Source organism: Terrabacter aerolatus (assembly GCF_007991735.1).
Lineage (GTDB): Bacteria > Actinomycetota > Actinomycetes > Actinomycetales > Dermatophilaceae > Terrabacter > Terrabacter aerolatus.
Genome location: NZ_BJYX01000015.1, coordinates 97380 through 110903, shown reverse-complemented (window position 1 = coordinate 110903; position 13524 = coordinate 97380). Strand labels below are relative to the sequence as shown.

The 13524-nt window shown below is 71.1% G+C and carries 11 protein-coding genes and 1 other RNA gene; 4 read left to right on the top strand and 8 right to left on the bottom strand.

Features of this window, described 5'->3' with window-relative positions:
* Positions 1-231: hypothetical protein (locus tag TAE01_RS14230; protein WP_147067470.1), on the bottom strand; the 231-nt coding region annotated here is incomplete at its 3' end.
* A 289-nt stretch (positions 232-520) separates the two neighbouring features.
* Complete coding sequence (locus TAE01_RS14225) at positions 521-889, bottom strand: VanZ family protein (protein WP_147067469.1); 369 nt, start codon at positions 887-889, stop codon at positions 521-523.
* Between the two features lie 70 nt (positions 890-959).
* Between TAE01_RS14225 and TAE01_RS14220 the strand changes: the two genes are divergently transcribed.
* The gene (locus TAE01_RS14220; protein ID WP_147067468.1) at positions 960-1583 is read left to right on the top strand and encodes an SIMPL domain-containing protein; all 624 of its coding nucleotides are present in this window, start codon (positions 960-962) and stop codon (positions 1581-1583) included.
* Positions 1584-1622: 39 nt separating this feature from the next.
* Entirely contained in the window at positions 1623-2009 is a 387-nt protein-coding gene (trxA, locus tag TAE01_RS14215) for a thioredoxin (RefSeq protein WP_147067467.1), read from the top strand.
* Positions 2010-2184: 175 nt separating this feature from the next.
* Here the strand turns inward: trxA and ssrA are convergent.
* Positions 2185-2551: a transfer-messenger RNA gene (gene ssrA, locus TAE01_RS14210) on the bottom strand.
* A gap of 216 nt (positions 2552-2767) precedes the next feature.
* On the opposite strand from ssrA, the gene TAE01_RS14205 reads away from it, so the two are divergent.
* Complete coding sequence (locus TAE01_RS14205) at positions 2768-6142, top strand: pyruvate carboxylase (protein ID WP_147067466.1); 3375 nt, start codon at positions 2768-2770, stop codon at positions 6140-6142.
* Between the two features lie 22 nt (positions 6143-6164).
* On the opposite strand, the gene TAE01_RS14200 is transcribed toward TAE01_RS14205, so the two are convergent.
* Complete coding sequence (locus TAE01_RS14200; RefSeq protein ID WP_147067465.1) at positions 6165-7025, bottom strand: winged helix-turn-helix transcriptional regulator; 861 nt, start codon at positions 7023-7025, stop codon at positions 6165-6167.
* Between the two features lie 53 nt (positions 7026-7078).
* Between TAE01_RS14200 and TAE01_RS14195 the strand changes: the two genes are divergently transcribed.
* On the top strand, positions 7079-8317 hold the full coding sequence (locus TAE01_RS14195; protein WP_246111360.1) for an MFS transporter: 1239 nt from the start codon (positions 7079-7081) through the stop codon (positions 8315-8317).
* Here TAE01_RS14195 and TAE01_RS14190 read toward each other — a convergent pair.
* The 4 genes from TAE01_RS14190 to ftsX form a co-directional block, all read right to left on the bottom strand.
* Entirely contained in the window at positions 8246-10222 is a 1977-nt protein-coding gene (locus tag TAE01_RS14190) for a DUF2207 domain-containing protein (RefSeq protein ID WP_147067464.1), read from the bottom strand. The genes TAE01_RS14195 and TAE01_RS14190 overlap by 72 nt on opposite strands.
* A gap of 108 nt (positions 10223-10330) precedes the next feature.
* The gene (gene smpB / locus TAE01_RS14185; protein ID WP_147067463.1) at positions 10331-10804 is read right to left on the bottom strand and encodes an SsrA-binding protein SmpB; all 474 of its coding nucleotides are present in this window, start codon (positions 10802-10804) and stop codon (positions 10331-10333) included.
* 143 nt (positions 10805-10947) lie between these two features.
* Positions 10948-12450, bottom strand: a complete 1503-nt coding sequence (locus TAE01_RS14180; protein ID WP_246111359.1) for a M23 family metallopeptidase — start codon at positions 12448-12450, stop codon at positions 10948-10950.
* Between the two features lie 147 nt (positions 12451-12597).
* Positions 12598-13503, bottom strand: a complete 906-nt coding sequence (ftsX, locus tag TAE01_RS14175) for a permease-like cell division protein FtsX (protein WP_147067462.1) — start codon at positions 13501-13503, stop codon at positions 12598-12600.
* Between the last annotated feature and the right edge of the window lie 21 nt (positions 13504-13524).

The window sequence follows — 13524 nt, the reverse complement described above, 5'->3', positions numbered from 1 at the left end:
GCGGTCACCGCCACGGTCGTCGCGACGGTCGAACGCGGGACGGTCCGACGAGCGGTGCTCGTCACGCGGGGCGCGCCACTCGCGGCCGCCGACGTGGGAGGAGCTCGAGGAGGCGGGGCGCGAGGTCTTGGGGCCACCCTGGCCGCGGTGCGGCTTCTTGGTGGCGGCCGCCTTCTTCTCGGTGGTCCAGCGGGCCTTCTTGGGCGCGCCGGAGGAGGTGTGCTTGGGCATACGTGTTCAACTCTCTTGACTCGATGCAGACTTCGCCTCGAGCCGTGAGTCACACCACGACCATGCAGACGAGCCTCAGGCGCAGGAAGATCTGCGCCCCATGTGTACCGGTGCCCGGCATCTGTGCCGTCCGGTGTTCGGATCCGCTCCGCGTCGGTGCCGGGCCGCGCCGTCTGCGCGATCTTCCGGTGGGGTGTCACCCCGTCGGACGAGCCTGCCCGCCGGGCATCCCCGGCGCCATCTCTTCCGTCGTGATCCGAGGAGACCTCGGAGTCGGATGCCCCAGAGTCTACCAGCGGCGCAGCCGACCCCGGACCACGAGAGCGCCGGCCCCGAGCGCGACCGCCACGAGGTCGACCACGGCATCCCACACGTCTCCGGACCGTCCGGGCAGCAGGTGGTGCTGCACGAGCTCGCTCACCGGGGCGTGGACCGCGAAGGCCAGCACCGAGGGCCACACGGACCCGAGGGCGCGGCCCACGGCATACGTCGGCGCGGCGAAGACGAGCAGGTGAACGACCTTGTCGGTCCAGCTCACGGGACCCTCGACGGTGACGACGGGCCAGTAGAGGGCGAGCAGCTGTCCGACGACGGCCACGACGGCAGCTCCGACGACGAGGGGCGAGGCGGGCGCAGGTCGACGCGTGAGGCTCGTCATGGCACCGCAGTCTAGGTAGGTTGCGAGCAGAGCCCCGACGCTCTCGCGGGTCCCGCGACGAGAGGAAGCCATGGCCAAGCGCACCGTCACCGTCACCGGCAGCGGCCGGGCCGCGGTCTCCCCCGACGTCGTGCGGCTCGACCTGCGGGTGGGTCACGACGCCGACGACGTCGCTGCCGCCCTCGCCGGCGCTGCCGCAGGCATCACCTCGGTCGGGCGGGTCGTTCGCGAGCACGACGTCGCCGACGCCGACATCCGCACCCTCGACGCCAGCGTCAACCAGCGCTGGGACCACACCACGGGCACGGCGACGGGCTTCACGGCACAGCAGCGCCTGTCCGTCACCGTGCGTCGCCTCGAGAGCGTGGGCGCCATCCTCGAGTCCGCCGCGTCGGCCGTCGGCAACGCGCTGCTCGTCGACCAGGTCCGGCTCGACGTCGCCGACCGCAGCGACGGACTCCGCCGCGCCCGCGACTGCGCCTTCGCCGACGCGCTCGACAAGGCGCAGCAGTATGCCGGCCTGGCCGGTGCGCAGCTCGGCGCGGTCCTCGGCATGGCCGAGGCCGGCGTCGCGCCCCTCGCTGGGCGTCCGATGGCGCTGATGGCCGCCGCGATGGACGCCGGGGTCATGCCCGTCGAGGGCGGCGACCTCGACCTCGGATCTGCGGTCACCGTCACATGGGAACTGCGCTGAGGGCGGAATACGTCCCGTGCCGTGGTCGTTGGGAGAGGCATGGCTACCACTGACCTGACCGCGCAGTCCTTCGAGAAGACCGTTCTCGACAACGACATCGTCCTGGTCGACTTCTGGGCGTCCTGGTGCGGCCCGTGTCGGCAGTTCGCCCCGGTCTACGACGCCGCCTCCCAGAGCGGTGACAACGAGGGCATCGTGTTCGGCAAGGTCGACACCGAGGCCGAGCAGTCGCTCGCGTCGGCCGCCAACATCACCTCGATCCCGACGCTCATGGCGTTCAAGGAGGGCGTGCTCGTCTTCGCCCAGCCGGGCGCGCTGCCGCAGTCCGCGCTGCAGGACGTCATCGAGCAGGTCAAGAACCTCGACATGGCGCCCATCAAGGAGCAGATGGCGGCCGAGGCCGCCAGCACGGCCGAGCAGGCCTGACGACGTCTGAGCTGGAGCTCGATGCGGTGGGTCCCCGACCGGCGCACGAGCGAGCCGGCGCGCACGGTGACGTGACGGCACCCGCGGGGTGACGGCATACGCGAGGAGGGCGTCCCGCGAACGGGACGCCCTCCTCGCTGCTGACAGCCACAGCGTGACGTGGCCACCACGGAAGTGGTGGAGGTGGCGGGAATTGAACCCGCGTCCGATGACGAGAAACCAGGGCTTCTCCGGGTGCAGTGCGCTTCGGCTTTTCTCGGCCCCAGGGCTCGCACGCACGCGTCCCCTGACAGGCCCAGTTGAGAAAGAGTCCCGCGCAGTCCCCCAACATGACTGCGCAGCAAGTTTCCTAGCTGATGCCAGGCACTGAGTCGGAAACTAGCTCAGGCTGACAGACTTCGAGGCTCGCTCAGGCGGCGAGGGCGAAGTCGGTGCGGTTGGAATTGGCACCTATTGTTGTGCAAGGAGCGTTTACGAGATAACCCTGCATCCTCGACCCGCTTCCCCTGATGCGTCGACCACCGTCGAAACCGATCACCCCCATGAGGGGTGTCCACGTCACGCTGTTGACTTGTCAAGCTGCCTGCGCTCCACCGGAGTGGAGACCACAGTATGCAGGAGGAACGTCGGGGCGGTCCACGTCATTCCCGTGGGGCCGGTCCGGTGGGCGACGTGGGGCTGGCGGCCTCGAGCCGCGCCACTAGGCTGCCGATCGTGGTCGCCGCGGACCACCCAGTCGCCCCCACCCTGGAGGTCCGATGTTCCGCAAGGTTCTCGTCGCCAACCGAGGCGAGATCGCCGTCCGAGCCTTCCGGGCCGCGACGGAGCTCGGCGCCCGCACCGTCGCCGTCTTCCCCTACGAGGACCGCAAGAGCGAGCACCGGCTCAAGGCGGACGAGGCCTACCAGATCGGCGACGAGGGGCATCCCGTCCGTGCCTACCTCGACCACGAGGCCATCGTGGCGAAGGCCGTCGAGGCGGGCGCCGACGCGATCTACCCGGGCTACGGCTTCCTCTCGGAGAACCCGCTGCTCGCCGAGGCGTGCGAGGGGGCCGGGATCACCTTCATCGGGCCGCCGGCCTCGGTGCTGCACCTGACGGGCAACAAGGCGCGAGCCATCGCGGCCGCTCGCGACGCGGGCCTGCCGACGCTCCGCGGGTCCGAGCCGGGCACCGACCTCGACGTCCTCGAGGCGGCCGCCGAGCAGATCGGCTTCCCCGTCTTCGTCAAGGCCGTCAGCGGCGGCGGCGGACGCGGCATGCGCCGGGTCGAGGCGCGCGAGGGCCTGCGTGCGGCGCTCGAGGCCGCCCAGCGCGAGGCGGAGTCCGCCTTCGGCGACCCGACGCTCTACCTCGAGGAGGCCGTCGTCAACCCGCGGCACATCGAGGTGCAGGTGCTCGCCGACGGCACGGGCGAGGTCGTCCACCTCTACGAGCGCGACTGCTCGCTGCAGCGCCGGCACCAGAAGGTCATCGAGATCGCCCCGGCGCCCAACCTCGCCGCCGAGATCCGGACCGGGATGTGCGCCGACGCCGTCGCGTTCGCGCGCTCGATCGGTTACGTCAACGCGGGCACCGTCGAGTTCCTCCTCGGGGAGGACGGTCGCTACGTCTTCATCGAGATGAACCCCCGGATCCAGGTGGAGCACACGGTGACCGAGGAGGTCACCGACATCGACCTCGTCGTCATGCAGATGCAGATCGCCTCGGGCGACACCTTCGAGTCGATGGGCCTGCGTCAGGACGGCATCCGCACCAAGGGCTTCGCGCTGCAGTGCCGGATCACGACCGAGGACCCGGCCAACGGGTTCCGGCCCGATGCCGGCACCATCACGGTCTACCGCTCGGCGGGCGGGAGCGGCGTGCGCCTCGACGGCGGCACGGTCTTCGTCGGGGCCGAGATCAGCGCGCACTTCGACTCGATGCTCGTCAAGCTCACGTGTCGCGGCATGACGTTCCCGATCGCCGTCCGGCGAGCCCAGCGGGCGCTCGCCGAGTTCCGCATCCGCGGCGTGTCGACCAACATCCCCTTCCTCGAGGCCGTGCTCAGCGACCCCGTCTTCCAGGACGGTCTCGCGACGACCTCGTTCATCGACGAGCGGCCCGAGCTGCTCTCGGCCCGGGTCAGCGCCGACCGCGCGACGAAGCTGCTCACCTTCCTCGCCGACGTCACCGTCAACCAGCCCAACGGCCCGGTCACGACGCGGGTCCGCCCGCGCACCAAGCTCCCCGAGCTGCCGGACGCCCCGGTCCCGCCCGGTGCCCGCGACCGGCTCGTCGCCGACGGACCTGCCGCCTTCGCGCGGTCCCTGCGTGAGGCGAACGACGTCGCCGTCACCGACACGACCTTCCGCGACGCCCACCAGTCGCTGCTGGCCACGCGCATGCGCACCCGGGACCTGCTGCACGTGGCGAAGCACGTCTCGCACCTGACGCCGCAGCTGCTCTCGATGGAGGCGTGGGGCGGCGCGACCTACGACGTCGCCCTGCGCTTCCTGGCGGAGGACCCGTGGGAGCGCCTGGCCGCCCTGCGCGAGGCGATGCCGAACATCCCCCTCCAGATGCTCCTGCGCGGGCGCAACACGGTCGGCTACACGCCGTACCCGACCGCCGTCACCGACGCCTTCGTCGCCGAGGCCGCCTCGACGGGCCTCGACATCTTCCGCATCTTCGACTCCCTCAACGACGTCTCGCAGATGCGGCCCGCCGTCGAGGCCGTGCTCGCGACGAACACCGCCGTCGCCGAGGTCGCCCTCTGCTACACGGGCAACCTCATGTCGCCCGGCGAGAAGCTCTACACCCTCGACTACTACCTGCGACTGGCCGAGCAGATCGTCGACACCGGCGCGCACGTCCTCGCGATCAAGGACATGGCGGGCCTCCTGCGCGCCCCTGCTGCGGCGCGGCTCGTCCGCGCGCTGCGTGAGCGTTTCGACCTGCCGGTCCACCTGCACACGCACGACACGGCCGGCGGCCAGATCGGCACCCTCCTCGCGGCCATCGACGCCGGGGTCGACGCCGTCGACGCCGCCACCGCGACGATGGCGGGCACCACGAGCCAGCCGTCCCTGTCGGCGCTCGTCGCGGCGACCGACGACACGGACCGCCCCACGGGCCTCGACATCACGAACGTCTTCGCGCTCGAGCCCTACTGGGAGGCCGTGCGTCACCTCTACCGTCCGTTCGAGTCGGGCCTCGACTCCCCCACCGGCCGCGTCTACTTCCACGAGATCCCCGGCGGCCAGCTGAGCAACCTGCGCCAACAGGCGATCGCGCTCGGCCTCGGTGACCGCTTCGAGGCGATCGAGGACATGTATGCCGCCGCCAACCGCATCCTCGGCAACGTCGTCAAGGTGACGCCGAGCTCCAAGGTCGTCGGCGACCTCGCCCTGGCCCTCGTCGGCGCGGGAGCCGACCCGAAGGACTTCGAGGACGACCCGCAGAAGTACGACATCCCGGACTCCGTCATCGGCTTCCTCAACGGCGAGCTCGGCGAGCCGCCCGGCGGGTGGCCCGAGCCGTTCCGCACCAAGGCCCTGGCCGGTCGCCGGTCGAAGCCGCGGCTGACCGAGCTCACCCCCGAGCAGGAGCAGGCCCTCGGCGCGACCCCGCGACGCACCCTCAACCAGCTGCTCTTCCCCGGGCCGACGAAGGAGTTCGACTCCTCCCGCGAGTCCTACGGCGACCTGTCGGTCCTCGGCACCGTCGAGTTCCTCCACGGGCTCGAGCAGGGCGAGGAGTACGAGGTCGAGATCGAGCCCGGCAAGGTCCTGCTCATCGGCGTGCAGTCCATCGGTGAGGCCGACCCCAAGGGCATGCGCACCGTCATGTGCACCCTGAACGGGCAGTTCCGTCCCATCTCGGTTCGCGACCGCACGGCCCCGGCCGACGTCAAGTCGGCCGAGAAGGCCGACCCGGGTGCCGCGGGGCAGGTCGCGGCGCCGTTCGCCGGCGTCGTGACGCTGTCCGTGGCCGAGGGTGACACCGTCGAGGCCGGTGGCGTCGTCGCCACCATCGAGGCCATGAAGATGGAGGCCAACATCACGAGCCCGACCGGCGGCACCGTCTCCCGCGTCGCCATCGGCACCCAGCAGCAGGTGGAGGGCGGCGACCTGCTCGTCGTCATCGGCTGACGACGAGGTCGTGGGCGGGCGCCTAACCGGTCGACCGGGCGCCGGTCTCCGCGAGCCCGCGCACGATCCGCAGGGACTCCTCGACCGACCCGGTGACGTCGGTGATGGGGAAGAGCGTGGCCCGCACGACGCGGTCCCGGTCGACCACGAGGGTCTGCCGCTTGAGCCGGGTCGCGCCACCGGCCCGGAAGGTGGGCAGCCGCAGGGCCGTCGTCAGCTCGAGGTCCGTGTCGGAGAGGAGCGGGAAGCGTATGCCGTGGGCCGCGGCGAACGCCGACTGCTCGCTCGGGCGCTGGGTCGAGACGCCGACGACGGTGGCGCCGAGTGCCGCGAAGTCGCAGAGGCGGTCGCGGTACGTGCACGACTCGAGGGTGCAGCCGATGCCGCCGGGGATCTCGTCGGCGCCGGGGAAGGCGTTGCCCGGGTAGCAGTAGACGACGGTGAGTGCGTCGTCCGAGACGGGGTCGAGGGTCTGGAGCTGCGGGACCCGCTCCCCGACCAGGGCGCCCACCCGGGCCACCTCGTTGGAGTCGGCGGGGGCGCCGGCATCAGGCGCGCCGTCGCCGAGCAGCCACGTGTCACCGAACTCCTGCAGGGCGCCGAGGACCGGAAGGGCGCCGCGGCCGAGGTCCGTCAGGACGTACTCGTGACGGGGTGGCCGCCCGGAGTAGGCGCGGCGCTCGAGGATGCCGTCCGAGACGAGGGCCTCGAGGCGCTGGCTGAGCACCTTGCGCGAGATGCCTGTCTCGGCGACGAGCTGCTCGAACCGCGTCCGGCCCCCGGCGACGTCGCGCAGGACGAGCAGGCTCCACGGGTCGCCCAGGACGCCGACGGCATGGGCGATGCCGCAGAGGTCGTCGGGCCGCGCGTGCCGCCTCGTCATGCCGCCATCCTAACTTAGTTCCCAAAAGAGACTGACTAAGGTGTGATGGCCGGATGGGTGAGCTGCGAGACCTGCCACGCGTCGTCTGGGTGCTGGCCGCCGGCCGCTTCGTGAGCTCGGCCAGCGCCTTTCTCATGCTCTTCCTCGTGCTCTACCTCACCGGCCCGCGAGGGCTGGGCGTCGTGCCCGCCGGGATCGTCGCCGGGTCGAACGGCGTCGGGGCCCTGCTCGGCAACGTCACCGGCGGCCGCTTCGGCGACCGGCACGGACACCGGCGCGTCCTGCTCCTGACCGCCAGCGCCGTCGGCGTCCTCACGGCCCTGATCCCGTGGCAACCCGTCTGGTTGCTCGCCGTGACGATGCCCCTCACCGGCTACCTCGGCGCCGTGGCGTCGCTGGGGCAGGGGGCCCTTGCCGCGCTCGCCGTCCCGGCAGGGTCGAGACGGTCGTCGGTGGCCGTCAGCCGGGCCGCCTCCAACGCCGGCTTCGTCATCGGCCCACCGGTCGGCGCGCTGCTCGCGGCGCGCGGCTACGACACGCTCTTCGTCCTCGACGGCGTGCTGACCCTCGTGCTGCGGCACGTCACGTCGCGCTTCCTGCCGGACGAGGCGCCGGTCGTCCGGGCGGAGGGCGCGCCGTCCGGGCTGTGGCGCGCCGTCCGGGCCGACCGCTCGCTGCTGCTGCTCCTGCCCGGCGTCGTCCTCGTCTACCGGCAGCTCTACTCCACCCTGCCGCTGCACCTCCGCGACCACGGCCAGCCGCTGGCGCTCTACACCCTGCTCGTCGCGATCGGGTCGGGCCTCATCCTGGTCCTCGAGATCCCCGTGGCCCTCTGGCTGCGCGATCGGCCCGCCATTCCCGTCATCGCGACCGGGTACGCCCTCGTGGCGGTCGGCTTCGTCGTCTTCGGGCTCCCCTGGCTCGGCGTCGCCGTCGCGGCCGTCGTCGCCATGGTGGTCCTGACCGCCGGCGAGATCCTCTACAAGACGACCGCGACGGCGCACGTCCTCGATGCCGCACCGCCCCACCTCGTCGGGCAGTACCAGGGCCTCTACACGGGGGCTGCGACGAGCGGCACGATGCTCTCGGCCCCGCTCGGCGGGATCGTGTATGCCGCAGCGCCGGGTCTGTTGTGGCCGCTCTGTGGCGTCGTGGCCGGTATCGGTGCGGTGCTGGCGCTCGCCGCCGGACGCGTCGGCGGCGGGGCCGGGACGACCGCCCTACCAGGACCCGGACGAGGAGCCACCGCCACCGCCACCGGAGAAGCCGCCCCCGCCGGAGAAGCCCGATGAGCCCGAGGAGCCCGGCGTCGAGGTGAACGTTCCGGTCGAGGTCGTCGAGAAGGAGTCGACACCGGCGGCGATGCTCGTGAAGTCCGGGAAGGCGTTGCCGCTCCAGACGTACCACGTCGGCATGATGAGCGGCTGGTTCGCCGCCTCGGCGGCCTTGGCGACGTCGGCGAAGGTCTTGGCCCAGCGGTCGGCGACGCCGAACACGACGGCATACGGCAGGTAGCGGCTGAAGACGTTGGAGGCCTCCTCGAACTCGATCTGGCCGGCCTCGGCGGTCGTGAGGTACTCCTTGAAACCGAGCGACTGCGCCAGGACGGCCGACCCCTCCGCCGTCTTGGCGGCCATCCGCCCGCCGAGGACCCAGACGATGAGGCCCGCGACGATGAGACCGATGCCGAGCGCCACTCCCCCGCTGAAACCGCCACCGAGGATGGCGCTGACCGCGGGACGTCCGTAGAAGAGCACGAGCCCGCCGAGCGCGGCGATGACGAGGCCCAGGCCCTGCCACGCGCCGCGCTGGGTCTGGGGCGACGAGCGGAACCAGCCGCGGGTCACGACCTCCTGGTACATGGCCCCCTGGATGCGCTTGAGGGTGCTCGCGAAGGTGTTCTTCAGCTCGGACAGCCGGACGACGTCGCCGCGGGTGGAGAAGACGCCGTCGAGCAGCTGCCGCTCGTAGGGCAGCAGGCGCTCGTCGGCCGGCGGCGCCAGCCGGGTCAGGGTCCAGTCGGTGCGGCTGAACAGGCCCTCCCCGCCGATCTCCTCGATGCGCAGGAAGCCGCGCACCGCGAGGTCGATGAGGGTCGCGGACACGTCGATCGGGTTGGCCGTCTCGTCGATGATGGTGCCGACCATGCCGGGCTGCACGCCGCGAGGTGGCTGGAACTGCACGGCCACCGTCGGGGAGCCGCCACGCACGGTGGCTGCCGACGGCGTGCCGTCACCGACGGCCCCGGTGCCGACGGCCGGTGAGAGCCCGGGCGTGAGGTCGGCATACCGCTCGTCCCGGCCACGGGTCCACACGAGGGCGCCCATGACCGCCAGCGCGAGCACCGGGGCGCCGATGGCGCCGGCCCAGGCCGCCGCGTTGGCGGCCGGCGCGGCGTCGGAGCCCACCGACGAGCCCGAGTCACCCTGGCGGACGTCGGCCCGCACGTCGGTGAAGGCCGAGGCCGGGTAGGAGGCGAGCACCGACAGGGCGTCGCCCGAGGCCAGCCCGTCGGCCGAGAACCTCGCCGGCTCCCCGGACGTGGCCTGGCACGGGGGGTCGGAGCGGCTGACACCCCGGTAGCAGGCGACCTTCGTCGAGCCCGTCGGGGCGTTGACGGTGACCGAGACCCGGTCACGCGGCGTCGTCTCGTTGGTGCCGAAGACGTTGTAGTAGAGCTCGACCGTGGACGCCTGGCTCGAGTCCGCGGCGGGCTTGCCGTCGGCCGTGATGGGGTTGAGCACGTTGTGGAGCGTGTAGCCGACCGTGTAGACCTGCGTCCCGCTCGTGTACTCGTCGGCCGACCCGATGCGGATCTCGCGGGCAGCCCCGTTGTCGCTCACCTGGAAGGCCGCCGGGGCGCCGCTCGGGCTCGAGACCGTGACGTCGGTCAGATCGTAGTAGCGGTAGCGGTTCTCCTCGTTGTTCCAGCCCATCCGCACGACGACGTCACGGAAGATGCCGTGCCGCTGCTCACCCGACGGGAAGCGCCAGGTGATCGTCTCGGTCACCTTCATGCTGCCGTCAGGCTGGAGGTCGTAGACGGCCACGAAGGAGTCCATGGCCTCGTCGCCCGCGGCATACGCGCTCCCGACGGGCCCGACGAGGAGCAGCGCGGCCGCGAGGAGGAGACCCAGCACGCCGAGGCGCCGCCCGTGCCGCACGCTCGGTCGGGTCGATCCGGTCGAACCAGCCATCGGGTCCCTCCACGTCGTTGGTCCCATCATCCTGACACCGGACGCTGCGAGCACGCCGACGGTTCCGGGCGACCCGTCCCGGGTCGCGCGCCTCCCAGCGAGGACCGGTCAGCGGCGGCGGTTGGCCGCGCTCATGGCCCGCTCGGCCTCACGGTTGTCCTGGCGCTCGCGGAGGGCGTGACGCTTGTCGTACTCCTTCTTGCCGGTCGCGATGGCGATCTCCACCTTGGCGCGCCCGTCCTTGAAGTACAGCGACAGCGGCACGATGGTGCGGCCGCTCTCGCGGGTCTTGTGGGCGATCTTCTCGAGCTCGGCCCGGTGCAGGAGCAGCTTGCGCTTGCGGCGCGGGGCGTGGTTGTTCCACGTGCCGTTGAGGTACTCGGGGATGTGGACGTTCTCGAGGTAGAGCTCGTCACCGGTGAACATCGCGAACCCGTCGACGAGCGAGGCACGGCCCATGCGCAACGCCTTGACCTCGGTGCCCGACAGCACGATGCCCGCCTCGAACGTGTCGTCGATGAGGTAGTCGTGTCGGGCCTTGCGGTTGCTCGCGATGAGCGACCGCCCCTTCTCCTTGGCCACCGGACGTCCTTCCGACTCGAGTCTGCGACAGCGCACGACGAGTGCGCGGGTGCATGGGCTGCCGTCACCGCGGCAGGCGGGACAGCGGACCAACGCTACCCCGGGACGGTGCCCGAGTCAGAGTCGGTTTCGACGAGCCGGCCTCAGAGCCACTTGCGCGGGTCGACCGGGGTGCCGTCCTCGTAGACGCCGAAGTGCAGGTGGCAGCCGGTGGAGTAGCCCGTCGTGCCCGAGTAGCCGATGAGCTGGCCACGGTTCACCGACCCGCTGAACTTCACGATGCTCGTCAGGTGGTTGTAGGTCGTCACGAGGTCGACCCCGCGGTGGATGCCGTGGTCGATGACGACCTGGTTGCCCCAGCCGCTCGCCCGCCAGCCGGCACGGATGACGTCTCCCGGTGCTGCGGCGTAGACCGGTGTCCCACAGGGGATGCCCCAGTCGAGACCGTCGTGGAGCATCCACTTCTTGAGGATCGGGTGCCAGCGCATGCCGAACCCCGAGGTCGTCGGGCCGTTGGCCGGGTACGTCAGGTAGTTCGACGGCGTCGGGTCGCTCTGCACCGGCGGCGGGTCCTTGGGGACGTAGACCTGGCCGCGGCTCTTCGCGGCGGCGGCCTTGGCCCGCTCGGCGCGGATCTTGGCGTCGCGCTGGGCCTGCAGCCTGGCCAGCCGCTGCTGCTCGGCGATGCGCGCCTTGCGCGCCTGCTCGACGAGGATGGCCTGGAGGCGGTTGGACTCGGCCTGGGCCGACGCGAGGTCCGCGGCCTCGTTCTGTCGCTGCGCCGCGAGGTCGGCGGCGGCGCTCGCCTGCTGGGCCTTGAGCTGGTCGAGCTGGGTCTTGGCGGCGGCGGCGTTCTGGGCGGCCGTGATCGCGTTGTTCTTGGCGACGATGGACTGGTTCTTGGCCTGGGTGGCCGCAGCGGCGGCCGCCTCGGCTCCCTGCAGCGCAGCCTGCGCCTGTCGCTTGAGGTCGTCGATCTCGCCGCGGACCGACGTGAGGTAGGACCGCGTCGAGGTGTTGTCGGCGGTCATCGCCGCGAGCTTGTCGATGGTGTCGCTGGCGACGGCGCTGGCCGTGTCGGCCATGACGAGGCGGTTGGCGAAGTCCTGCGGTGACGTCGAGCCGAACACCATGCCGAGCTGGGACTCCTGGTCCGAGCCCTGGAAGACCTCGGCGGCGTAGGAGTCGAGGGCGTCCTGGCTCGAGACGAGGTCGGTGGAGCTCTTGGCCAGCTGCTCCTTGGCGCGCTGCTCGTTGGCCTGCGCGACGGCGAGGCGCTGGGCGACCTCGTCGTTGTGGGCGCGGGCCTTGGCCTCGGCGTCGATCGCCCGGGCCTCGGTGTCCTCGGCCTCAGCCTGGGCGGCCACGGCCTGGGCCTGGGCGCTCTGGGCGGCGGCCACCCGCTGCTGGGCGATCGGCAGGGCCGCGTTGGTGCGCTCGAGGTTGACGTAGGCCTGGGCGAGCGAGGCGTTGGTGCCCTCGAGCTGCTGGCCGAGCGCCGCGATCTTCTGGTCGTTCTTCTTCTTCTGGTCCGACACCGAGTCCGCACGCGCGACGAGGGCCGTGCCGACAGACACGGAGCACGCCAGAGCGAGCCCCGCCGCGGTCAGTTTCGTCGCGGGACCGCTCTTCTCAGAACGCCTCATGAGCCACATATGCTCCATTGGTACCACACGTCACTCGCGTTGGGGAGATTTCGCCCGATCACGACCACGCGTCCGGGTTCGACGGGGACAGCATGCACCGCGCGACGCATCGCCAGCAGGACAATCGGGACATCCGCCCCGGGACGGTCAGACGCGCAGGTAGCGGCGCAGCGTCACCCACGAGGTGAGGCTGGACAGCACGACGACACCGACCACGACGAAGGGCGCGACGTAGTAGACGTCCGCCACCCCGATGAAGGCCGTGTCGGTGAGGGCCTGGCTCAGGAACCCGACGACGCCGTAGCGCACCGTGGCCCACAGCATGCCCATCGCGAGCACCGCGCCGAGCACGCTCGACAGGACCGTCTCCATGACGAACGGGAAGCGGATGGTGAAGTTCGAGGCCCCCACGAGCCGCATGATCCCCGTCTCGCGCCGCCGGCTGAAGGCGGTCTGGCGGATCGTCGTCGAGATGAGCATGACGGCCGCGAAGACCATGAGCGAGGACAACGCGATGGCCGCCCACGAGACGGTGTTCATGAAGGTGAAGAACTTCTCCAGGAGCTTCTTCTGGTCCTGGACGTCGGCGACCCCGGGCATGCCCTTGATCGAGCTCGCGACGACGTCGAACTTGCTCGCGTCGTTGAGGTTGACCCGGTAGGAGTCGGCGAAGTAGGACTCCCCCGCCCGGGCGAGCGGCGAGTTCTTGTACGTCTGCTTGAACCGGTCGTAGGCCTGGTCACGGGACTCGTAGAAGACGTCCTTGACGGTCGGCTTGAGCGCCTCGAGCTCGGCCTTGATGGCCGTGCGCTGGGCGTCGGTCGTGGCCTGGCCGGCACAGTTGGTGAAGCGGGTCTTCTCGGCGCAGAGCATGACCGTGACCTGGACGCGGTCGTACCAGTAGTCCTTCATGGTGTCGACCTGCCGCTGGCCCATGAGGCCGAGACCGAGCAGGTACATCGAGATCATCGTGACGATGACGACGGAGACGGCCATCGAGAGGTTGCGCCGGAGGCCGTTGCCGATCTCGCCGAGGAGGAACTGGATTCGCATGTCGTGTCTCGCTCCGTCTCG